Origin of the sequence: Citrobacter sp. On2M (assembly GCF_018035235.1) — a bacterium.
Classification (GTDB): domain Bacteria; phylum Pseudomonadota; class Gammaproteobacteria; order Enterobacterales; family Enterobacteriaceae; genus Citrobacter; species Citrobacter meridianamericanus.
In genome coordinates this window covers 210,781-232,447 of record NZ_WPCV01000002.1, presented here as the reverse complement: position 1 = coordinate 232,447, position 21,667 = coordinate 210,781, and the positions used below count along the sequence as shown (strand labels likewise).

Genomic DNA, 21,667 nt, shown 5'->3' with positions numbered 1-21,667 from the left:
AATTGCTACAACTACAATGCACCGTTTAACGGAGAAATTGTGGATAAAGTGGGTCAGGATTGCGGGAAGTCATTGGCAATAGAGATGAATAAAGCCATGTCCGCTTCCCCAACCTCTGTGGATAACCTGTTCTTATAAATATGGAGTGATCATGACACCGCATGTGATGAAACGAGATGGCTGTAAAGTGCCGTTTAAATCAGAGCGCATCAAAGAAGCCATTCTGCGTGCAGCTAAAGCAGCGGGAGTCGATGACGCAGATTACTGTGCCACCGTCGCAGAAGTCGTTAGTAGCCAGATGAATGAGCGCAGCAAGGTCGATATCAACGAGATCCAGACAGCGGTAGAAAACCAGCTGATGTCTGGCCCGTACAAACAACTCGCCCGCGCGTACATCGAATATCGCCACGACCGTGATATCCAGCGTGAAAAACGTGGCCGTCTGAACCAGGAAATTCGTGGTCTGGTTGAGCAAACCAACTCCGCACTGCTGAATGAAAACGCCAACAAAGACAGTAAAGTGATCCCAACCCAGCGCGACCTGCTGGCCGGTATCGTTGCCAAACACTATGCACGTCAGCACCTGCTGCCGCGCGATGTGGTTCAGGCGCACGAGCGTGGTGATATTCACTATCACGACCTCGATTACTCGCCGTTCTTCCCAATGTTCAACTGCATGCTGATCGACCTCAAAGGCATGCTGACGCAGGGCTTTAAGATGGGTAACGCGGAGATTGAGCCGCCAAAATCCATCTCTACCGCGACCGCCGTGACCGCGCAAATTATCGCGCAGGTTGCCAGCCACATTTATGGCGGCACCACCATTAACCGTATTGATGAAGTCCTCGCGCCGTTCGTTACCGAGAGCTTTAATAAGCATCGTAAAACCGCTGAAGAGTGGCAGATCCCGGATGCCGACGGCTATGCACATTCTCGTACCGAGAAAGAGTGCTACGACGCATTCCAGTCCCTTGAGTATGAAGTGAACACCTTGCATACCGCCAACGGCCAGACGCCGTTCGTCACTTTTGGTTTTGGTCTGGGAACCAGCTGGGAATCACGTTTGATCCAGCAATCTATTCTGCGTAATCGCATTGCGGGCCTCGGTAAAAATCGCAAAACCGCGGTGTTCCCGAAACTGGTGTTCGCGATTCGTGACGGTCTGAACCATAAGTTTGGCGATCCGAACTACGACATCAAACAGCTTGCGCTGGAGTGCGCAAGCAAGCGCATGTATCCGGATATCCTGAACTACGATCAGGTAGTGAAAGTGACCGGTTCGTTCAAAACACCGATGGGCTGTCGCAGCTTCCTCGGCGTGTGGGAAAATGAGAACGGCGAACAGATTCACGACGGGCGTAACAACCTCGGCGTTATCAGCCTCAACCTGCCGCGTATCGCGCTGGAAGCACACGGTGATGAAGCCACCTTCTGGAAACTGCTTGACGATCGCCTGGTGCTGGCGCGTAAAGCGCTGATGACCCGCATTGCGCGTCTGGAAGGCGTGAAAGCTCGCGTGGCGCCAATTCTGTATATGGAAGGGGCCTGCGGCGTGCGTCTGAAAGCGGACGATGACGTGTCAGAAATCTTTAAAAATGGCCGCGCGTCTATCTCGCTGGGTTACATCGGTATTCACGAAACCATTAACGCGCTGTTTGGTGACAAACATCTGTACGACAGCGAGGAGCTGCGCGCCAAGGGTATCGCCATTGTGGAACGTCTGCGTCAGGCCGTTGATCAGTGGAAAAACGAGACCGGCTACGGCTTCAGCCTGTACAGCACGCCGAGCGAAAACCTGTGCGATCGTTTCTGCCGTCTGGATACCGCCGAGTTTGGCGTGGTGCCGGGCGTCACCGACAAAGGTTACTACACCAACAGCTTCCACCTCGACGTGGAGAAGAAGGTTAACCCGTACGACAAGATCGATTTCGAAGCGCCGTATCCGCCGCTGGCGAGTGGAGGCTTCATTTGCTACGGCGAATACCCGAATATTCAGCACAACCTGAAAGCGCTGGAAGATGTCTGGGATTACAGCTATCAGCACGTGCCGTATTACGGCACCAACACGCCAATCGATGAATGCTACGAGTGCGGCTTTACCGGTGAGTTCGAATGCACCAGCAAAGGCTTCACTTGCCCGAAATGTGGTAACCACGACGCCGCGCGCGTGTCGGTCACCCGCCGCGTCTGCGGTTATTTAGGCAGCCCGGACGCCCGTCCGTTTAACGCCGGTAAGCAGGAAGAAGTGAAGCGCCGCGTTAAGCATTTGGGTAATGGGCAGATAGGTTAATTTCGACAGTATTATTGCCCGGCAATGCGATGCTTTTCGGGCCATTTTTTCCGCAACGCAATTCACGTCATAGCAAGGCAGCAAATGAGTGGGTCCCGGGGAGCTTACATAAGTAAGTGACTCGGGCGCACGAATGCAGCTAACGCAGCTATGGCGCGAATTGATAAGCGGATGAGAAGCGAAAATGAACTTTCACCAATACTATCCCGTCGACATCGTTAACGGCCCCGGAACCCGCTGTACGCTGTTTGTTTCCGGATGCGTGCATGAATGCCCCGGCTGCTATAACAAAAGCACCTGGCGGCTCAATTCCGGCGAGCCATTTACCAAAGAGATGGAAGACAAGATCATTGCCGATCTGAACGATACGCGAATCAAGCGTCAGGGGATCTCGCTCTCCGGTGGCGATCCGCTACATCCGCAAAACGTGCCGGATATCCTGAAACTGGTACAGCGCATTCGCGCTGAGTGCCCTGGGAAAGATATCTGGGTGTGGACCGGCTACAAGCTCGATGAACTCAACGCCACGCAAATGCAGGTTGTCGACCTCATCAACGTGCTGGTCGATGGCAAATACGTGCTGGATCTCAAAGACCCGGCGCTAATCTGGCGCGGCAGCAGCAACCAGGTCGTACATCGTTTGCGTTAATTTTCAGGCGGTAAACATTCTGTTATCCACCTCTCAAAAACGGCTCACGCACTCCATGGCGACGGTTTTGAACTCGCTGAAATTCTGACATGCGCAGAGCCGCGTCATGGCGCGCTCGCGCAGGAAGGTGACGAAAATATCGTAGATCGCCATCGCTTCTTCGTACTCGCTTTTACTGATGGCGAGGAGAAAGATCACGTGCGCCGTTTCATCGCCCCAGGCAATACCCTGCGGAGCGAGGATAGTGTAGACCACCGTTTTCTTTGCCAGCAGACCGAGGGCGTGCGGCAACGCGATGCCGTCGCCCAGCATCGTGCTGACGATGGCCTCACGTTCAACCACCGAATCAAGAAACTCTACATCGACAAAGCCTTCATTCTGCAACTGCCGACATAGCGTGGTGAACAGCGTTTGTTGATCCATAGGACCGTCGATCACACGAAAATGGGCGGCATCGAAAAATTTATTCAGCATCCACGGACGAGTTCTGTCCACCAGCACCAGTTTGCCAATTTGCTCCAGTTGATAATCGGTCGGGAACGGCGCAATCATCGCTACAGGCTTATCTTTTTCCCCGATCCGCGCGGTAGAGATAACAAAATCCTCGCTAATGCTTTCCCGCTGTTCGTAGTCACGCAGCGTGACGGTATCGACAATTTCTATCTGCGGATACTTACGCGCCAGCACCGCTTCAATCATCCGCGCCATCGCGTTTCCGGCATCGCATACCAGCAGAACTTTCGGCTGTCTCTGGTAACCGATGTTGTAACTACGTTCCAATCCAACGCCAATATGCAGGACCAGAAAGCCAATCTCATTTTCACTGATGGCATATGGCGTATATTTCCCCCATCCCGAGACGGCGGCCAGCGTCATATCCCACGCCATAGGATAGTGCTGTTTAATATTTTCCAGCAGCGGATTGGGGATCATTATCTGGTAACGTACGCGGGTGATCATCGTCTTAATATGCGTCAGCAGATCGGCATGTAACTGTTTGTCATTCAACAGGTTGTAGTTGTACTGCGTGTTGATAAAACGCAGGATGTAATTAACCAGCGCTTCGTCATCATCCGCATTGATGGCGCTGGGGGCGATCTCTTGTACCTGACGGGCGGCGATGTGCACCTGTAGCCAGTTCTCTTCGAAAACAGAAAGCGGTTTGTCTGCCAGTCGGTGCAGGACCGCCGCAATCTCACGCGCGGCAAGGCATACCGATTGATCCGTTTCTTCTGCGGCAAACTCCGGCAATGGATACCCTTCGCTAATCCGCCGTACCGCTACTGCGCTGTACAACCGCAAAAATAGCTCGCCCTCATCGGTCAGGCGAATATGAAAACGAGCAAAAATATCCTGTAAAACGGGCTGTAGCTGCTCAGGGATCCCGGCATTCAGCGCCTCTTGCATCACTAATGGGTGCTGCGGATCCTGCTGCGCCAGCGTCCACAGCAGATCGGTCAGACAGGCGCGGATCGCCATCTCGCTGCCAAACAGCTTCATGCCGTGACGGGGGCGCGTTTCCAGCGTGAGATGATAACGTTGCAAATGTTCACGTACCTCAGCCATATCGTTTTGCAGCGTCGCACGGCTGATAAACCATTCATCAGCCAAATCTTCAAGCTTTAGCGAGAAGGCCGACGTCAGAAAACGAACCACCAGCCAGTGTATCCGTTCCTGGCTGGTTCGCGGGATGCGCAGCAACCCATCAGGCTGCTGCGTTTGCAGGGTATGATAACTTGCCGGATCGTCAATTTTGAGCTGATAACCGTTGCCCCGGCTGAGGACAAACTGCGCGCCGTACTGGGTGAGCAGCGCGTTTAGCGCAGTGATGTCAGCTCGTACGGTGCGTGTGGAAACCGACAACCGCTGCGCCAGCTCGTCCTGTGGAAGCGCTTCGTTTTGCAGCATGCCAAACAGCTGCGCTAAACGTTGGTTGGGGAATCGCACGTCAGTCTCCTCATCTGTCAGTTAGCCTACGCAAGCCCGGGTCATCGCCATCAACTGGCGCACGTCATCCGGGCGGGTGTTACCACTCACCTTATCAATAATCGAACTATAGATGTGAGGAATGATTTTGCTCACTCCGGCATCCAGAGCGATCTGCAGGATTTCAGTGAAATTATCCAGATCGATACCCCCGGTAGGCTCCAGCCAGAAGTCATGCCGGGCACAGGCCTGCGCTACGGCAATGTACTCATCACGGCATTTCAGGCCGCCCATCGGGAAGTATTTAATCGAGCTACCACCCATATCTTTGAGCAACGCAATCGCGGTTTCTACCGGTACAATACCGTCCGATGTCTGGCTGCTCAGCGGACCGGTGGAGATTTTCACCATCCCCGGCGTACCCGTTGGCGAGACCAGACCGTTGACTACCGTCTCCTGCTGGCCCAACAGCGCACGACTGGTTGCCACACCGGTAAAGACTTGATTAACATGCTGCGGCTGTACCTGACGAGAGATCTCACTGACCATCGCCGACTGGTTTGGGTCGCCTGCCCCCAATCCCACGGAGAGCGCATTGTCGATAAGCGCTGCGTATTCACGCATATCCGCGACCGCGCTTGCGACATCCGGATAATTTTTTGACAACACGCCGACCAGCACGTGTCCTTCCGCTGCCGCGTAAATCTCCCGCGCATTTTCTTTGGAGCCCGCCAGCACGTTCAGGCAGACGCGGTCGCGATAAAAGTTAGGGGTCAGTTTCATGCGTTTTTCTCCTGTGAAATCACTTCACCAATTCGACGGGCCACAATTTCCAGTTGCGCGCGATCGACGCTGCGCACATCGGCCTCGATAATGCCTTCGTTGGCTTTGTAACCACGGAAGTAAATCGCGTACTCGCCTTGTTTCAGGGCTTCAACCAGTTCGCCCGTGGCGATACCGGTTACCGCTTCGTCAAACTTAATTTCCGTACGGGCGATGTCGCGCCCAGCGCCATCCCACACCACGCGGGCACTGACGCCATTAAAGGTATTCAGCGCATTAATGAACGGCGTCATTTTCTCGACCATCTCCGCGCCACTCTCTTTTTGCGCGTTCAGATACAGTTCGATAGCGCAGGTCAGGCCAAGAATACCCTCTTTGCCCACCTTCATCGCCCGGCCAATCCCCGCCGTCTGGCGCTTCACCCACTCAACGTACTGGGTTTTGCCGATCACCAGACCGCTGGTTGGCCCTTCAATCGCCTTTGCGCCGCTGTAAATCACCAGGTCCGCACCAAGGCGGTAGTAGCACTGCAAATCTTCTTCCGCCGCTGCGTCCACAATCAGCGGCAGATTATGCGTGCGCGCCACCACCGCGGCCTGCTCCACGCTGAGCATACTTTTCTGTACACAGTGGTGAGATTTGATATAAAGAATCGCCGCCGTGCGCGGCGTAATGGCCGCCGCCAGCTGTGCCGCGGAACATTCATTGGCATAGCCCGCTTCCACCAGCTTACCGCCGCCGAGCGCCACCATAGTGCCTACCGGTGCGCCAAAGTTGACGTTGTGGCCTCTGGGCAGCACGATTTCGTTGTTCTCGATGGGCGTAACGTGCAGATTTTCCAGCAGCCAGTCGCTATCTTTAACCAGCACCGCAGCCACCGACTGGGCGATTCCCGCCGACGCGCAGGAAACGACTGTCGCCCCTTCCACTTCCAGTAATTTCGCGATGTAGTCGCCGGTTTTATTGACCAGATCTTTCATTTCGAAGTACTGATTCATTCCCGCCATCGCGACCTGAACCACTTCTGGTCGCGGCGTGGAGACGCCAAGTGCCGTCATACGGCCTGATGTGTTAATTACCTGTTTTAAATCGTATTTCTCAAAAATCGAAGGCATGTTCCGCGCTCCCTTGTTCGGTCATATAGCCCTTGCCCGCACGTATTGCGGCAAGCGGCACCAGCAGTTGTTCAGCCTGCAGGCTGTCGTTTTCTGCATCTACCAGCACGGTTGGCTGGCGCTTAAGCGTAAAGAGGGTCAAATCAGCATCCAGACCAACCTGCAGTCGCCCTTTCTGTTTCAGACGCAGGCCGTCAGCGGCATTGGCGGTCACGCACTCGATGACCTGCGGGAGCGACATCCCAATGGCGAGAAATTTCGACATCACATTCGCCAGGGAATACACAGGACCGCTGATACGGTTGCGGCAATAAATATCGGAGCTGATGGTGTGCGGCAAAATGCCAAGACCGATAGCGCGTTTTGCCACCGCAAAGCTCAGGCTGGCGGTGCCGTGGCCAACGTCCAGACGGACTCCACGTTGCAGCGCCCGCGTGACAGATGCGCGCAGCTCGCCTTGCGGCGTCAGAATGCGGTTCGGCTTACCGTTGTAGCAGTGGGTAATAATGTCGCCCGCACTCAGGCGTTCGGCGATCTCATCGAGATTCGGCGGGTTGTTGCCGATGTGCACCATCAGCGGCAGGTCGCCATTCTCTTTTTGCATCTCTTTGGCACGATCCAGCGGGGTGATGCCGTTTTCACCGACCACGCTGCTGCTCATGCGTGCCTTCAGGCCGACGATAAAATCAGGATAGCGTTTCACTGCCTGCCGCACCGCATCGGCGTCAATATTGGCCATGTTAGCCAGCTCATTCTGGGCAATAAGCCCAACACGGGAGATGTTCAGCAGCGCATACACTTCAGTCGTCGCTTCCCGGGTCAAGGTGTAAAAATCGTCGATATCATCCGCCCCGGTACTGCCCGCATCCACGACCGTGGTGACGCCAGTCGCAATACCGACGCTGTCCGGCTGGTCGTGATAAATCGGGGATTTCGGGTAACAGTGAACGTGGGAATCAATCCAGCCTGCGCTGACGTAGCACTCGCCGCCGAGCTCAATGGTTTTCAGCGCTGGGCCATCAACGTTGCCCAACGCCGCAATTTTGCCGTCTTTCAGCGCAATATCGCTCACCGTATCGTCAACGAGGCGCGCACGGCGCAGGAGTAAATCAAACATCGCTCTCTCCTTTGCCGGATGGCGGCGTAACCGCCTTATCCGGCCTACAAATCAACAGTTAGCTAATGGCAATCGGGAAGATTGAACCGAGGATCATTGCCCCAAGGATCGCCCCGCCGGTGATCGGTTTTTGCCACAGGTAAAACAGCAGCGCACCTGCCAGCGAACCGATGCCGATAGGGATAGAAGCGGTCATCGCGCTGAGGATAATCAATGGCCCGAGGAAGCGGCCAGAGGCGTTACCGGCCCCCATCATGACGTCCGCCCCGTAGGTTGAATCGCTCTGATTGATGGTGAACTTACGCGCCAGGATGATGATGTAGCCAATCGCCAGGCCAATCACCAGGCCGGTGACCAGAGAGGCGGCGAAGTTGGCGACCGGGAAGATAATGCCCGCGCCCAGCAACAGCGCCGGAACACCTAACCCGACTCCGGTCTGAATCGCGCCGCCGATATCCAGAATCCCCACCAGCGAACCTTCAATGATGCGGGCAAACAGGAAGCTTGCGCCAAATGCCGCCACCGCTCCGTAAGAGCCGGTGTCCATTCCCGCCTTTAGCATCGCCACAAAAGCGACTTCGTTAAATGCGCCGATACCGTACAGGTAGTACATGTGCGTTCCGGCAAATACGCCAGAGGAGAGCAGGCCAACGAAGATCGGGAACGACCAGTCAGCGAACCAAAAACCTTTATTCTGTTCCATGATGGCCTCCGTTATTTGCCGCTGAGTGAGTTATGGATAAGTTCCAACCAGCCAGGCACAGTCAGATGGAAGGATTCGATCATCTTCATATCGAAGCCGCGGAAGAAGCCGCTCAGGACAAACAGTGCAACAATAGCCACCATCATGACTTTGGTAACGTGGTTCCAGCCGCTTTCTTCCACGCCTTTACCGATCAAAATACCAAGGACCAGACCCGGGACGGCGTTGCCCATAATCAGTTGCGCCGCGCCGCCAAAAACGGTGGCCCAGAAACCTGATTTCTTACCGGCATCGATCGCCGCCAGCCAGAAAATCACTGGCATCACGGTGTTAACCAGCAGGTTAGCCGCAGGCACCAGTACCTTGACGGCAGTAACTTGCAGCGCTTCCGGTACGGATGACGCGGTGAGGTTCAGGAAGGTCACGACAATCATCCCGATAACGCCACAGGCAATCGCCATGCGTTTGGGATCGTGCAGCGTTTCGCCGACGTTGCGGTTTTTAACCATCAGCGCGGCGGCGCCCCAGTTGGGGATGATGCGATGGTCAACGTCCTGCGTGAACGCTCCCGCCGCAACGGAAGAAGCCCAGGCGTTAAAGAAGAAGCCCAGGCCGAACGAGAAGTGAGAAGCCGGATCCCCTTCACAGGAATTCAGTTCTCCCAGAGTACGAAACGCGCCCATCCCTTGAGTGGTAGGCGCATGAAACATGCGTGCAGCCCCAGCGCCGACACCGACGCCAACCAGGCCACCAATGATGAGCGATTTTATTAATATTATCAGGAACATATTTATGCCTTTTAATAAAGAATCAGCGTTGCGTAACGAAATCCACCTTGTCGAGATTGATGGCAGTCACGTTGACGGTCACATCCAGCTCCACGCTGAAGGTGCGTCTTTCCCGGCGCAGAAAGAGAAATAAAAACGCCTCTTTGCGCACCGTTTCACGCGCTTGAACAACCTGCACATCCTGTGGCTCAATACGCAGTAAGATATGCGGCGACGCTTTCATCACCGCAGCCTGAACGTGGTTCAGGGCGTCGGCAAAGGCGCGCGCTTTTGCCTCGCCCTTGCCAGTGACTCTCACCGTGGTGGTGAATTGCTCTTTCATGCTTAAGCGCCGTGTTTCTTTTGCCACGCCTGAACCAGGCGTTCACCGAGCTCTTCTTTGTCCATAAAACCGAACCCCAGCACGTTGCAACCTTCGTTGATGGCGGTGACGCCTTCATCAACCGAGCGCATGCCGTATTTCGCCTTGTAGCCGTATTTGTTCTGCGCGGTAATTGCCCCCGCCCCACCGCTGCCGCAAAACGAGATACCAAAGGTGGCGTTTTCCGCTTTCATTACGTCACCCAGCTTCATGTCAGCCGCAACGCCTGGTACCACAACCGCACGGCCACCCGCTTTCTCAACGCCTGCCGCCACTTTCTGGCCTTTACCCAGACGATCGCCAATCACTACGGTAATCTGTTCCATCTTTTGCTCCTTAAAGGTTGTCTTTTGCGACTTCGAAGTGCACCGACAGCAGCCAGGCCTCTTCCTCAGGAAGGTTGCCAAACTCGGCAACCACGTCGCGGGCAAGCGCCATTGATTCGGCAGAAATTTCATCAAACAAGCTGGCATCGACTTCAGGTAAGGGTTCACCCGTTACCGAGCGGTGCGCCATGGCGCGAACATGCGACGTCAGCATCTGTTCCTGTACAGCGTTGGGAATAATGTGGCGTTCACGCAGCAAGGCATACACCTGTGCCAGCATGCGGTCGGCCAGTTCCACCGATTCCCCCATGTCATTCATTACAGCTCCGTTATTCACTCGTCTTACCCCACTAATGGCTCTGGGGATAAATTAGCGGTGGGGGTTAAAAGTTTGTAGCGAGTTGTTTTCCACTTCGAAGTGGAAAGGGGGTCAGCGTTAGTGATCTGCGCCGCAAAATGGGTCGGGTTCACGATTTATCACTGGAAGAATGTGATTGAGATCGCAAGAGTGAGCCGAAAAATGGACGGCGATACGAACAATGAATGGACGATAAAAATGAAAAAATGTGATGGGTATAGCGTTTACTTATGGGGTGTTGTGACGCAGCGTCTTATCCGGCCCACGGTTATGCAGGCCGGATAGCGTAGATTAGCGGAACTTCTTGTGGTTTTCGTTGCGCGTGGTTTTCATGTCTTCCGCAACGGCTTTCGCCTCTTTGACTTTACCTTCGTTCGCCAGCTTAAGCGCGCCATCAATCTGACCGATCAGTGTGTCAAAACCGTGGCGGAAATCCTTCATCTCCGGGCTGTCCGGGGATTTGCTTTCCAGCTTCGGCGGTGTTCCTTTTTGAGCGTCCAGCGCGGCTGCACGCATTTTGGTTAACGCATCTTTCAGTTCAGTCGCATTATCCGTTTTTTCGACGATCTTCAGGTTGTCGTTGAGGATCCCCATGTCATCTTCGAGATCGGCTGCAAACGCAGAAGAACCAAGAACCAGCGTTGAAGCCGCGACGATCGCTAACAGGTGTTTACGCATTGCTCACTTCCTTTTTTATTATTAAAAAATTTACGCCTTAACGAGTATCATTGCCCGGCGATTTTCATCTCCGGTAACAATACCGAACCACACTGAATATTACTGCGCGTTTCAATATCGTTCCCTACGGTCACAATATTGCGCCACATCTCTTTTAAGTTCCCGGCGATGGTAATTTCACTCACCGGATACTGAATTTCGCCGTTTTCGACCCAGAAGCCCGCCGCACCGCGCGAGTAATCCCCGGTAATGCCGCTTACGCCCTGGCCCATCAGCTCGGTAACCACAAGGCCTGTACCCATCTCTTTGAGTAGCTGCTCGAAGCTTAGACCTTGTCCCGGAATTCGCCAGTTGTGGATCCCCCCCGCATGCCCGGTGCTCTTCAGCCCCAGCTTACGTGCGGAATAGTTGGTCAACAGCCATTGAGTCAGCACGCCGTCTTTAATGATGTCGCGGCGTTCAGTCCGTACCCCTTCACTGTCGAACGGCGATGACGCCAGTCCCTTCAGCAGGTGCGGATGTTCTTCAATAGTCAGCCATTCCGGCAGAATTTGTTTGCCCAGCGAATCCAGCAGGAAGGTGGATTTGCGGTACACCGAACCACCGGCGATCGCGCCAACCAGGTGTCCGAACAGTCCGGTCGCCACTTCGTTGGCGAAAATCACCGGCGCTTTCATGGTGGAAAGCTTACGCGGCGACAAACGAGATAAGGTACGGCGAGCACAGTCTGCCCCCACCCACTCCGGCGTTTGCAGATCGCCCATCGCCCGACCAATGGTGTAGGCGTAATCGCGTTCCATATCGCCATTTTCTTCCGCGATCACACAGCTGGAAAGGGAATGACGAGTGGAGCAGTAGCCCTGCAGCATGCCGTGGCTGTTGCCAAATACTTTGATGCCATAGTGGCTGTTAAAGCTGCCGCCTTCGGTATTGGTGATACGCTTATCAGCCTGCAGCGCCGCCTGTTCAGCGCGGGCAGCCAATTCGATAGCTTCGTCAGGCGAGACTTCCGCTGGGTGGAACAGATCCAGATCGGGCGCATCAAAGGCCAGTAATTCTTTATCTGCAACGCCCGCGCACGGGTCCGGTGAGGTGTAACGCGCAATATCCAGCGCAGCCTGCACGGTACGGGCAATCGCCTGCGGACTTAAATCGGTGGACGATGCGCTGCCCTTACGGTTCTGGTGATAAACCGTAATCCCCAACGCGCCATCGCTATTGAATTCTACGTTCTCCACTTCACCATAACGGGTGCTGACGCTAATACCCGTGGTCTTGCTTACAGCGACTTCCGCGCCATCCGACTTACCTGACGCTAATTCCAGTGCCGTCGAGACCGCTTCTTCCAGAATCTTACGCTGCGCTTCAACTTGTGAGATTACTTTCATCGCAAATGCCATAATGTAGAGAGAGTTTCTCTGAAGTCTAACAGAGAACCGTTTTTCAGTGCGCATCTTAACTGGTAACATTAGCCTCTTTTTTTAAGGAGCCTGACATGACTAAGCAGCCCGAAGACTGGCTCGACGACGTTCCCGGTGATGACATCGAAGACGAAGACGATGAAATTATCTGGGTCAGTAAAAGTGAAATAAAACGTGACGCCGAGGAGTTAAAACACCTGGGTGTGGAACTGGTAAAACTGGGGAAAAACGCGCTGGATAAAATCCCGCTCGATGCGGATTTACGTGCCGCGATTGAGCTGGCCCAGCGTATTAAGATGGAAGGTCGCCGCCGCCAGCTGCAGCTGATTGGCAAAATGTTGCGCCAGCGCGATGTTGATCCTATCCGTCAGGCACTGGATAAGCTGAAAAACCGTCACAACCAGCAGGTCGTTGTCTTCCATAAGCTGGAGCAACTGCGTGACCGTATGGTTGACGGTAGCGATGAAGCCATCGAAGAAGTGATGAACCTGTGGCCTGACGCCGACCGTCAGCAACTACGTTCGCTGGTGCGTAACGCCAGGAAAGAAAAAGCGGGCAACAAGCCGCCAAAATCTTCCCGCCAGATCTTCCAGTATCTGCGTGAACTGGCGGAAAACGAAGCGTAACCTCTTCATCTGCCGAAAGTGCCGGATGGCGGTGCAAATACCTTATCCGGCCTATGATCCGTTGTAGGCCCGGTAAGCGTAGCGCCACCGGGCATTTTTTTACTCTTCCGCTTCTGCCTGAGCTTTCTTCGCCAGGCCATCCAGCAGTTTTTGATGAATACCACCAAATCCGCCGTTGCTCATCACCAGAATGTGATCGCCTGGCTGCGCGGTTTTCACCACCATATCCGCCAGGGCATCCACATCGCCACTCCAGTGGGCTGGCTGAACGCAAGCTTCAGCAACTTCTGCTACTTGCCACGGAATATGCGGGGGTTGCAGCAGGAACACTTCGTCCGCACGCCCTAACGACGGCGCGAGGTCATCTTTGCACAGCCCCATTTTCATGGTGTTCGAGCGAGGTTCCAGCACCGCGATGATGCGCGCCGTGCCACCCACTTTACCGCGCAGCGCCGCAAGCGTTGCCAGAATGGCCGTCGGGTGATGGGCAAAATCGTCATACACCGTCACGCCATTGGCTTCGCCGCGAAGCTCAAGACGACGACGGGCGTTGATGAACGAGCCCAGCGCATTGGCCGCATCCGCAGGCACGACGCCCACATGGCGCGCGGCCGCAATCGCCATCAGACCGTTATGCATATTGTGCTCGCCCACCAGGCCCCACTTCACCTCACCGACTTTTTCACCGTCCAGCCACACTTCCCACTCGGAGGCATCGGTGGTCAGCTTTTTCGCCTGCCAGTGGCCTTGTTCGCCCACCAGCTCTTGTTCGCTCCAGCAGCCCATCGCCATCGTCTGTTTCAGATTGATGTCGTTTTCCGGGTAGATGATGCGTCCCTGGCCCGGCACGATACGCACCAGGTGATGGAACTGTTTCTGGATCGCTTTCAGATCGTCAAAGATGTCCGCGTGATCGAACTCAAGGTTGTTGAGGATCAGCGTACGCGGGCAGTAATGCACGAATTTGGAACGCTTGTCGAAGAAGGCGCAGTCGTACTCATCTGCTTCAATCACGAAGAAGTCGCTTTCGCCCAGACGCGCAGAAACCTCAAAGTTACCCGGTACGCCGCCGATCACAAAGCCAGGCTTATAGCCGCAGGCTTCGAGGATCCAGGTCGCCATTCCGGCGGTGGTGGTTTTGCCATGCGTGCCCGCAACCGCCAGTACCCAGCGATCGCGCAGCACAAAGTCATGCAACCACTGTGGGCCGGACATGTACGGGATGTTCTTCTCGAGCACCGCTTCCACGCACGGATTACCACGGGTCATGGCATTACCGATGATCACTAAGTCCGGCTGCGGGTCGAGCTGGCTGGCATCGTACCCCTGAATTAAATCAATACCTTGCTTCTCAAGCAAGGTACTCATCGGCGGATACACATTGGCGTCCGAACCGGTTACTTCATGACCGAGCGAGCGCGCCAGCATCGCCAGACCGCCCATGAAAGTGCCACAAATTCCCAAAATATGAATGCGCATACGTCACTATCCTTTTTTAATCTGGGGGCCATTTTACGCACATGTCCGGCAAGTGAGAAACGCATTTCAGGATATTCCGTAGTTTGCTGGCGCGATTCACCTAAGCGCAACAATGGAAATATTTGTTAATATTGTTGCGGTCGCTTTACTCCACATAAATTGCAGGGAAAGTGTTATGAAAACGTTAGGTGAATTTATTGTCGAAAAGCAGCACGAGTTTTCTCATGCTACCGGTGAACTCACTGCTTTGTTGTCGGCAATAAAGCTGGGCGCCAAGATCATCCACCGCGATATCAATAAGGCCGGTCTGGTCGATATCCTGGGTGCCAGCGGTGCTGAGAACGTGCAGGGAGAGGTTCAGCAAAAACTCGATCTGTTCGCGAACGAAAAACTGAAAGCTGCACTGAAGGCGCGCGACATTGTGGCGGGCATTGCCTCGGAAGAAGAAGATGAAATCGTCGTCTTTGAAGGCTGTGAACACGCAAAATATGTTGTGCTGATGGATCCGCTGGATGGCTCATCCAACATCGATGTTAACGTCTCTGTCGGTACGATTTTCTCTATTTATCGCCGCGTAACCCCCGTCGGCACGCCGGTCACGGAAGAGGATTTCCTGCAGCCGGGCAACAAGCAGGTTGCGGCAGGTTACGTGGTTTATGGTTCTTCCACCATGCTGGTGTACACCACCGGCTGCGGCGTACACGCCTTCACCTACGATCCTTCTCTGGGCGTATTCTGCCTCAGCCAGGAACGTATGCGCTTCCCGGCGAAAGGCAGCACATACTCCATTAACGAAGGCAACTACATTAAATTCCCGAACGGCGTGAAGAAGTACATTAAATTCTGCCAGGAAGAAGATAAGTCAACCCAGCGCCCGTACACCTCGCGCTACATTGGCTCTCTGGTTGCGGACTTCCATCGCAATCTGCTGAAAGGCGGAATCTACCTGTACCCAAGCACCGCCAGCCACCCGGAAGGGAAACTGCGTCTGCTGTACGAATGCAACCCAATGGCCCTGCTGGCAGAGCAAGCGGGCGGCAAGGCGAGCGACGGTAAAAATCGTATTCTGGATATTATCCCGGAAAGCCTGCATCAGCGCCGCTCCTTCTTCGTGGGTAACGACCATATGGTTGAAGATGTAGAACGCTTTATCCGCGAGTTCCCGGACGCGTAATACGTTTTGCCGGATGAGACGTGTTAACCCCATCATCCGGCAAATTTATCCGCTACGCCGTTTGTACTTTAAACACTGCCATTGCTTCAAGCAGCGCATGTGACTGCTCTTCCAGCGAGCGGGTAGCTGCTGACGACTGCTGTACCAACGCCGCATTTTGCTGCGCCGTTTCATCCATCTGAATCACCGCAATATTCACCTGCTCAATGCCGCGACTCTGTTCCTGGGACGCACTGGCAATTTCACGCATCAGTTTGGTCATACGCATGACCTCGGTCGCAATCTCATCCATGGTTTCACCCGCCTGCTGCGCCAGCTCACTGCCTTCACCCACGTGCGTGTGCGAATCGCTGATTAAGGTGCGGATCTCTTTTGCCGCTTCAGCACTGCGGCTGGCCAGATTTCGGACTTCACCTGCGACAACCGCAAAGCCCCGCCCTTGCTCACCGGCGCGCGCCGCTTCAACGGAGGCATTAAGCGCCAGGATGTTGGTCTGGAAAGCAATACCATCGATTACGCTAAGGATGTCGGCGATTCGGCTGGAACTGCCTGAAATATCGCGCATTTTCTCGATCACATAGCACACCATCTCGCTACCGCGATCGGCGGTATCCGACACCGATTTTGCCAACTGATGCGCCTGTTCCGCGTTCTGCGCATTCTGTTTCACGGTCGCCGTGAGTTCTTCCATGCTGGCGGCGGTCTGCTCCAGCGACGTGGCGGTCGATTCAGTGCGTTGCGCCAGATGCTGGTTTCCGGCAGTCAGCTCACGGCTACCAATATCAATTTGCGAACTGGCATCGCGTACGCGTTGTACCGAGTCGCCCAGCGAATGGCGCATTTCATCCATCGCTGCGCTCAGGCGGTTGAATTCAGCGCTAGCCGACAGCGCCGAAACCGGCGACAAATCCCCCGTCGCCAGGCGTTCCAGTTGCTCCACTATACTATCCAGCGGCTTGAGAAACTTATTTCGCAGCATGAACCAAATCACGGCCAGTAGCGCGATAGCAGCCAACATTGCCCCACTCATAATAGCGTGGTAAATCAATGAAGTAATAATACGAGTAGAGGCATATAGCCCCATCCCTCCAGTCAGTAACAGAAGGAACGTCAGCAGCGACAATAACACCAACAAACTTGATCGAATTGAAAGGGATTTTGGCATTGTTATATTTCCGGTTGTAGGGTTAAAACAGACCTGTACAGAACCTATCGACTACAACCGGAAAAAGTTTAGGTATTTAAATGTTTTTAGTAAAATCAGGATGTTACTTTGGTGTTGCTGTCGTACCCACTCGGGTTACCGGCGAGCTTTGACGATTTTCCCATAGCACCGTCAAACCGCGTTGTAACGCTATAAAAATAAACAATAAAATACCAATCGCAATCTTCGTCCACCAGGAACTTAATGTGCCGTCAAAATTAATATAGGTTTGAATTAATCCCTGAATAGCGACGCCAAACAAGGTACCTAACACCGTACCGACCCCGCCGCTCAGTAGCGTTCCGCCGATAACAACCGAAGCAATCGCATCCAGCTCGACGCCAACGCCCGCCAACGCATAACCCGCCTGGGTGTAAATTGAAAACACAATGCCGGCCAGCGTAGCAAGCCCGGTAGACAGCATATAGATACGAATGGTCGTGCTACGGGTTGAGATCCCCATCAGGTTGGCCGAGGTGGCGTTGCCACCAATGGCGTAAACCTGATTACCAAACCGCGTACGGTGCGCAAGGAAGATGCCAATCACCACCACGCCCAGCATTAACAACCCCATCGCGCTCAGGCGACCGCCGCCGGGAATTTTCCATGCCAGGCTTGAGAGCGTGTCATAGATCGGATGGTTAATTGGGATCGACTCTTCAGAGACCAGATAGCTGACGCCACGCAGGAAGAACATTCCCGCCAGCGTAATAATGAACGCAGGGATCTTCAGCGCATCAATCAGTAACCCCATAAATGCGCCAAACGCGCAACCCATCAGCAAAATCAGGGGAAACGCCAGCAGCGGGGAAATACCCCAATAACCAATAGCCTTCGCCAGAAATACGCCAGTAAAGGCGATCACCGAGCCAACGGAAAGGTCGATCCCGCCAGAGAGGATCACGAAGGTCATGCCCACGGCAATAATCCCTAAAAAAGCGTTATCGGTCAGGATATTGCAGATTACCCGAGTTGAAGCAAAAGCCGGAAACTGGGTCAGGCAGTAGAGATACCCCAGCACAAACACGCCGAGAGTAATCATTAGCGGTAAATTACGTTTTATCATGACCACGCACTCCTTTTATCAGGCTGATAAAGCGTTGTGACTGCACGACCAGTACACACAACACCACCACGGCTTTGACCACCTGGTTCAGCTCCGGCTGGAAGCCCGACAGTAAAATCCCGGTGTTCATTCCCTGAATAATCAATGCGCCGATCACCGACAGCAGCAGGTTAAATCGCCCGCCCATCAGCGAGCCACCACCGATGACCACCGCCAGGATGGCATCCAGTTCCAGCCACAATCCGGCGTTATTGGCATCTGCCCCACGGATATCCGCCGTGACGATAATACCGGCGATAGCCGCACACAGGCCGCTCAGTACATAAGTGAGCATCACAATGATGCGGGTATTCACCCCGGCATTTTTCGCCGCACGAATGTTAATGCCCACCGCTTCAATAAACATGCCCAGCGCCGTTTTACGCGTTAGCAGCCAAAAGGCGACCAGCGTCAGCAGCGCGATGATCACCGGCGTGGGGAACAGAAAGAGCGAGCCGCTGCCAAACCACGACAGCTCAGGCGAGTTGAAGGTGACGATCTGGCCAGACGTGATAAGCTGCGCCACTCCACGCCCGGCCACCATCAGGATGAGCGTCGCAACAAACGGCTGGATCTTGAGGATTGCCACCAGAATCCCGTTCCACAGCCCGGCCAGAATGCCGGAACCTAAGGCAGCAAGCAGCACCACCGGCAGACTGTGCCCGGCCACCGTCATCGCCGCGGTGGTCGCACCGGCAATCGCCATCACCGCGCCAACGGAAAGATCAATACCGCCGGTGGCGATCACCAGCGTCATACCAATCGCCAACAGCGCCACGGGAGCGGCACGGTTGAGAATATCAATCGGGCTGCCGAACAGGCGTCCATCCTGCAAAATCACCTGGTAGAAGTGTGGGGCCACCAGGCTGTCGACCAGCAGCACCAGCAGTAGCGCCACCAGTTGCGGCATACCTTTTGGCCAACGGAACCGTCGTTTCGCAGTGTTGGATTGAGGGAGAGATTGAGGCATCACCATAGTCTCCTTAGGCCGCAATGGCATTCATGATCGCCGGTACGGACAGTTCAGCCAGCGGGATCTCGGCCACCTGTTTGCGATCGCGCATAATAATGACGCGATCGGCATAACCCACTAACTCCTCCAGTTCGGATGAAATCACCAGCAGCGCCAGGCCATCCGCGCACAGCGTTTCGATCAGGCGGATGATCTCAGCATGTGCGCCGACATCGATTCCCCGCGTGGGTTCATCGAGGATCAGGAACTGCGGTTTGGTGAGTAACCAGCGCGAGAGCAAAACTTTTTGCTGATTACCGCCAGAGAGAAACTCGATTGGTTGCTCGGCGTTGGGGGTACGAATTCCAAGCTGACGGATAAAACGCTCGGCAATCTCGTTTTGTTCTTTCCTCGCAATAGGCCGCAGCCAGCCACGTTGCGCCTGCAAAGCCAGAATGATGTTTTCCCGCACCGAGGCGGCGGCGATAATACCATCCGTTTTACGATCTTCCGGACAGAAGCCGATCCCCAGGCACGAAGCCTGATGTGGGGATCGTAAGATCTGCGGTTTACCTTTGATCAGCGCACTACCGCTATCGGCAGGTTTAATACCGAAGATCACCTCCGCCGTTTCCGTGCGCCCGGATCCCAGCAATCCGGCAAGACCAACAATCTCTCCGGGACGCACCTGTAGATCAAACGGCGCGATGGTGCCTTTCTTGCCAAAACCGCTAAAGGCCGCCACCGGCTTATCGCTCAGTAACGTGCGTCCCGCACGCTGTAGCGCATGGGTATCCAGTTCGCGGCCCAACATCATTTTGACCAGTTCGATCTGTGGCAACTCGCGGGTTTCGCGGCAGCCAACGAAGCCGCCGTTACGCAGAACGGTGATGCGATCGCTGACCTGATAAACCTGATCGAGGAAATGGGTGACGAAGATCAGACTGACGCCCCGATCGCGAAGATGGCGCATCAGGCCGAACAGCATTTCAACTTCCTGGGTATCGAGGCTGGCTGTGGGTTCATCGAGGATCAGCACTTTCGCGGAGAGATCGATCGCGCGGCAAATCGCGACAATCTGCTGCATCGCCACAGAAAAGCGGTTCAGCGGCTCGCGTACGTCGAGGGAAAAACCGTATGACGCCATCAGCTCCGTGGCGCGTTTTTCCATCTGCTTACGCTGTAGCAGGCCAAAACGCCGTGGTTCACGGCCAATAAACAGGTTATCCGCGACCGACATATTGGGCAGCAGGTTTACTTCCTGATACACGGTGCCAATCCCCAGTTGCTGGGCATGGGCGGTATTTTTCGGGGAAATCTGCTGGCCTTCGAGCCAGATAGTGCCGCGATCGGCGTGGTAAACACCGGTCAGCGCTTTGATTAGCGTCGATTTACCGGCTCCGTTTTCACCCAGCAGCGCCATAATCTCGCCACGACGCAAACTAAAATCCACGTTATCCAGTGCTTTGACGCCGGGAAAAAATTTACTTAATCCTTCGGTGCGGAGGATCTCCTGATGTTGGTCGGTGGTCATGGCATTCCTCCGGTGCGAAATCACGGCGTTTCGTAGGCCTGATAAGCGCAGCGCCATCAGACCTACAGAAGACCGACAGCAAAACTAGTAGCCCATGTTTTTCTTCTTCTCTAACTCTTCTTTCGCCGTATCTGGCAGGTAGAGGATCGACTTGGTGATGGTCAGCTTCTCAGGCATCGTGCCGTCTTTTTTGAATTTCTCCAGCGCATCGAAGGCCGGACCTGCCATATTCGGCGTCAGCTCGACGCTGGCGTTAGCTTCACCATCAATCATCGCTTTGTAGATATCCGGTACGCCGTCGATGGAACCGGTAAGAATATCTTTACCGGGTTTCAGACCCGCTTCTTTGATCGCCTGAATCGCACCGATCACCATGTCATCGTTGTGGGCGTAAACCATGCAGATGTTCTTGCCGTTGTTTTCCGCTTTAATAAAGCTCTCCATCACTTCTTTCCCTTTACTGCGGGTGAAGTCACCGGACTGTGAGCGGATAATTTTGATGTTAGGTGCGTTAGCGATGGCTTCAGCAAAACCTTTTTTACGATCGATCGCTACACTTGCCCCGACGGTCCCTTGCAGCTCAACAACGTTACACGGCTTGCCGTTCACTTCTTTAATTAGCCAGTCGCCAATCAATTTACCTTCCAGCACGTTGTCAGCGGTGACGGTGGTCATATAGAGAGATTTGTCTTTTACATCGATGGAACGATCGAGCAAAAAGACGGGAATGTCGGCATCTTTTGCTTCTTTTAAGACCGGCTCCCAACCCGTTGCCACGACCGGGGCAATAAAGATGGCATCAACGCCCTGCGCCACGAATGAGCGGACTGCCTTAATCTGGTTTTCCTGCTTTTGCTGGCCGTCAGCGATTTTCAGCGTAATACCCCGCTTTTCGGCCTCGCTTTTCGCAACGTTGGTTTCTGCGGCGCGCCAGCCGGATTCAGAGCCAACCTGTGAAAATCCTACGGTTAAAGGGGCTGCCATTGCCATAGACGACATGGCTGCCGAAACTGCTGTGACTAAAAGTAAGCGCTTCCACATAAGTGCGTCCTCGTAGGGTGATTATTGTTGGTTAATA

21 protein-coding genes are annotated in these 21,667 nt (G+C 54.4%); 4 read left to right on the top strand and 17 right to left on the bottom strand.

Annotated elements, in window-relative coordinates:
• The first annotated feature begins 151 nt into the window (after positions 1-151).
• Complete coding sequence (gene nrdD / locus On2M_RS03355; RefSeq protein WP_187259192.1) at positions 152-2,290, top strand: anaerobic ribonucleoside-triphosphate reductase; 2,139 nt, start codon at positions 152-154, stop codon at positions 2,288-2,290.
• A gap of 184 nt (positions 2,291-2,474) precedes the next feature.
• A complete protein-coding gene (gene nrdG, locus On2M_RS03350) occupies positions 2,475-2,939 on the top strand; it encodes an anaerobic ribonucleoside-triphosphate reductase-activating protein (protein WP_210904373.1) in 465 nt (154 codons plus the stop codon).
• A 33-nt stretch (positions 2,940-2,972) separates the two neighbouring features.
• Here the strand turns inward: nrdG and On2M_RS03345 are convergent, their stop codons facing one another.
• From On2M_RS03345 to pmbA, 11 genes are all read right to left on the bottom strand, one after another.
• Entirely contained in the window at positions 2,973-4,886 is a 1,914-nt protein-coding gene (locus On2M_RS03345) for a PRD domain-containing protein (RefSeq protein ID WP_210904372.1), read from the bottom strand.
• 21 nt (positions 4,887-4,907) lie between these two features.
• Positions 4,908-5,648 (bottom strand): KDGP aldolase family protein, encoded by a 741-nt coding sequence (locus On2M_RS03340; protein WP_210904371.1) that lies wholly within the window; start codon positions 5,646-5,648, stop codon positions 4,908-4,910.
• On the bottom strand, positions 5,645-6,763 hold the full coding sequence (locus tag On2M_RS03335) for a DgaE family pyridoxal phosphate-dependent ammonia lyase (RefSeq protein ID WP_151217425.1): 1,119 nt from the start codon (positions 6,761-6,763) through the stop codon (positions 5,645-5,647). Before On2M_RS03335 ends, On2M_RS03340 begins: the two co-directional genes overlap by 4 nt.
• Positions 6,747-7,880 (bottom strand): amidohydrolase/deacetylase family metallohydrolase, encoded by a 1,134-nt coding sequence (locus tag On2M_RS03330; RefSeq protein WP_210904370.1) that lies wholly within the window; start codon positions 7,878-7,880, stop codon positions 6,747-6,749. The genes On2M_RS03335 and On2M_RS03330 overlap by 17 nt, the downstream gene beginning before the upstream one ends.
• Positions 7,881-7,938: 58 nt before the next feature.
• Complete coding sequence (locus tag On2M_RS03325; RefSeq protein WP_003830379.1) at positions 7,939-8,583, bottom strand: DUF4310 family protein; 645 nt, start codon at positions 8,581-8,583, stop codon at positions 7,939-7,941.
• An 11-nt stretch (positions 8,584-8,594) separates the two neighbouring features.
• Positions 8,595-9,371 (bottom strand): DUF4311 domain-containing protein, encoded by a 777-nt coding sequence (locus On2M_RS03320; protein ID WP_151217421.1) that lies wholly within the window; start codon positions 9,369-9,371, stop codon positions 8,595-8,597.
• Between the two features lie 22 nt (positions 9,372-9,393).
• Positions 9,394-9,693, bottom strand: coding sequence for a DUF4312 family protein (locus tag On2M_RS03315; protein WP_038636649.1), 300 nt, complete (start codon positions 9,691-9,693; stop codon positions 9,394-9,396).
• A 2-nt stretch (positions 9,694-9,695) separates the two neighbouring features.
• Positions 9,696-10,058 (bottom strand): SFCGS family glycine-rich protein, encoded by a 363-nt coding sequence (locus tag On2M_RS03310; RefSeq protein ID WP_103675660.1) that lies wholly within the window; start codon positions 10,056-10,058, stop codon positions 9,696-9,698.
• Between the two features lie 10 nt (positions 10,059-10,068).
• Positions 10,069-10,377 (bottom strand): PRD domain-containing protein, encoded by a 309-nt coding sequence (locus tag On2M_RS03305; RefSeq protein WP_016151467.1) that lies wholly within the window; start codon positions 10,375-10,377, stop codon positions 10,069-10,071.
• Between the two features lie 330 nt (positions 10,378-10,707).
• A complete protein-coding gene (cybC, locus tag On2M_RS03300) occupies positions 10,708-11,094 on the bottom strand; it encodes a cytochrome b562 (RefSeq protein ID WP_151217419.1) in 387 nt (128 codons plus the stop codon).
• 47 nt (positions 11,095-11,141) lie between these two features.
• Positions 11,142-12,494 carry a metalloprotease PmbA gene (gene pmbA / locus On2M_RS03295; RefSeq protein WP_003830385.1) on the bottom strand — a complete coding sequence of 451 codons (1,353 nt, stop codon included), beginning with the start codon at positions 12,492-12,494 and terminating at the stop codon, positions 11,142-11,144.
• Positions 12,495-12,589: 95 nt separating this feature from the next.
• Here pmbA and yjgA point away from each other — a divergent pair, with 95 nt between their 5' ends.
• Positions 12,590-13,141, top strand: coding sequence for a ribosome biogenesis factor YjgA (gene yjgA, locus On2M_RS03290; RefSeq protein ID WP_008786039.1), 552 nt, complete (start codon positions 12,590-12,592; stop codon positions 13,139-13,141).
• Positions 13,142-13,240: 99 nt separating this feature from the next.
• On the opposite strand, the gene mpl is transcribed toward yjgA, so the two are convergent.
• A complete protein-coding gene (gene mpl / locus On2M_RS03285; RefSeq protein WP_003839563.1) occupies positions 13,241-14,620 on the bottom strand; it encodes a UDP-N-acetylmuramate:L-alanyl-gamma-D-glutamyl-meso-diaminopimelate ligase in 1,380 nt (459 codons plus the stop codon).
• 175 nt (positions 14,621-14,795) lie between these two features.
• Between mpl and fbp the strand changes: the two genes are divergently transcribed.
• On the top strand, positions 14,796-15,794 hold the full coding sequence (fbp, locus tag On2M_RS03280) for a class 1 fructose-bisphosphatase (protein ID WP_003025742.1): 999 nt from the start codon (positions 14,796-14,798) through the stop codon (positions 15,792-15,794).
• A gap of 52 nt (positions 15,795-15,846) precedes the next feature.
• On the opposite strand, the gene On2M_RS03275 is transcribed toward fbp, so the two are convergent.
• The 5 genes from On2M_RS03275 to ytfQ all read right to left on the bottom strand — a co-directional run bounded on the left by On2M_RS03275 (position 15,847) and on the right by ytfQ (position 21,630).
• Positions 15,847-16,959, bottom strand: coding sequence for a methyl-accepting chemotaxis protein (locus On2M_RS03275; protein WP_151224482.1), 1,113 nt, complete (start codon positions 16,957-16,959; stop codon positions 15,847-15,849).
• A gap of 103 nt (positions 16,960-17,062) precedes the next feature.
• Positions 17,063-18,064 (bottom strand): galactofuranose ABC transporter, permease protein YjfF, encoded by a 1,002-nt coding sequence (gene yjfF / locus On2M_RS03270; RefSeq protein WP_151217415.1) that lies wholly within the window; start codon positions 18,062-18,064, stop codon positions 17,063-17,065.
• Complete coding sequence (gene ytfT, locus On2M_RS03265; protein WP_151217413.1) at positions 18,051-19,073, bottom strand: galactofuranose ABC transporter, ATP-binding protein YtfT; 1,023 nt, start codon at positions 19,071-19,073, stop codon at positions 18,051-18,053. The genes yjfF and ytfT overlap by 14 nt, the downstream gene beginning before the upstream one ends.
• A 13-nt stretch (positions 19,074-19,086) precedes the next feature.
• Positions 19,087-20,589, bottom strand: coding sequence for a galactofuranose ABC transporter, ATP-binding protein YtfR (gene ytfR, locus On2M_RS03260; protein ID WP_187253625.1), 1,503 nt, complete (start codon positions 20,587-20,589; stop codon positions 19,087-19,089).
• A gap of 84 nt (positions 20,590-20,673) precedes the next feature.
• The gene (ytfQ, locus tag On2M_RS03255; RefSeq protein ID WP_005134480.1) at positions 20,674-21,630 is read right to left on the bottom strand and encodes a galactofuranose ABC transporter substrate-binding protein YtfQ; all 957 of its coding nucleotides are present in this window, start codon (positions 21,628-21,630) and stop codon (positions 20,674-20,676) included.
• Between the last annotated feature and the right edge of the window lie 37 nt (positions 21,631-21,667).

Bases quoted from the DNA above. Each gene is read 5' to 3' on its own strand.
- nrdD (WP_187259192.1), top strand. From the start codon at position 152: ATGACACCGCATGTGATGAAACGAGATGGCTGTAAAGTGCCGTTTAAA.
- nrdG (WP_210904373.1), top strand. From the start codon at position 2,475: ATGAACTTTCACCAATACTATCCCGTCGACATCGTTAACGGCCCCGGA.
- On2M_RS03340 (WP_210904371.1), bottom strand. From the start codon at position 5,648: ATGAAACTGACCCCTAACTTTTATCGCGACCGCGTCTGCCTGAACGTG.
- On2M_RS03335 (WP_151217425.1), bottom strand. From the start codon at position 6,763: ATGCCTTCGATTTTTGAGAAATACGATTTAAAACAGGTAATTAACACA.
- On2M_RS03330 (WP_210904370.1), bottom strand. From the start codon at position 7,880: ATGTTTGATTTACTCCTGCGCCGTGCGCGCCTCGTTGACGATACGGTG.
- On2M_RS03325 (WP_003830379.1), bottom strand. From the start codon at position 8,583: ATGGAACAGAATAAAGGTTTTTGGTTCGCTGACTGGTCGTTCCCGATC.
- On2M_RS03320 (WP_151217421.1), bottom strand. From the start codon at position 9,371: ATGTTCCTGATAATATTAATAAAATCGCTCATCATTGGTGGCCTGGTT.
- On2M_RS03315 (WP_038636649.1), bottom strand. From the start codon at position 9,693: ATGAAAGAGCAATTCACCACCACGGTGAGAGTCACTGGCAAGGGCGAG.
- On2M_RS03310 (WP_103675660.1), bottom strand. From the start codon at position 10,058: ATGGAACAGATTACCGTAGTGATTGGCGATCGTCTGGGTAAAGGCCAG.
- On2M_RS03305 (WP_016151467.1), bottom strand. From the start codon at position 10,377: ATGAATGACATGGGGGAATCGGTGGAACTGGCCGACCGCATGCTGGCA.
- cybC (WP_151217419.1), bottom strand. From the start codon at position 11,094: ATGCGTAAACACCTGTTAGCGATCGTCGCGGCTTCAACGCTGGTTCTT.
- pmbA (WP_003830385.1), bottom strand. From the start codon at position 12,494: ATGGCATTTGCGATGAAAGTAATCTCACAAGTTGAAGCGCAGCGTAAG.
- yjgA (WP_008786039.1), top strand. From the start codon at position 12,590: ATGACTAAGCAGCCCGAAGACTGGCTCGACGACGTTCCCGGTGATGAC.
- mpl (WP_003839563.1), bottom strand. From the start codon at position 14,620: ATGCGCATTCATATTTTGGGAATTTGTGGCACTTTCATGGGCGGTCTG.
- fbp (WP_003025742.1), top strand. From the start codon at position 14,796: ATGAAAACGTTAGGTGAATTTATTGTCGAAAAGCAGCACGAGTTTTCT.
- On2M_RS03275 (WP_151224482.1), bottom strand. From the start codon at position 16,959: ATGCCAAAATCCCTTTCAATTCGATCAAGTTTGTTGGTGTTATTGTCG.
- yjfF (WP_151217415.1), bottom strand. From the start codon at position 18,064: ATGATAAAACGTAATTTACCGCTAATGATTACTCTCGGCGTGTTTGTG.
- ytfT (WP_151217413.1), bottom strand. From the start codon at position 19,073: ATGCCTCAATCTCTCCCTCAATCCAACACTGCGAAACGACGGTTCCGT.
- ytfR (WP_187253625.1), bottom strand. From the start codon at position 20,589: ATGACCACCGACCAACATCAGGAGATCCTCCGCACCGAAGGATTAAGT.
- ytfQ (WP_005134480.1), bottom strand. From the start codon at position 21,630: ATGTGGAAGCGCTTACTTTTAGTCACAGCAGTTTCGGCAGCCATGTCG.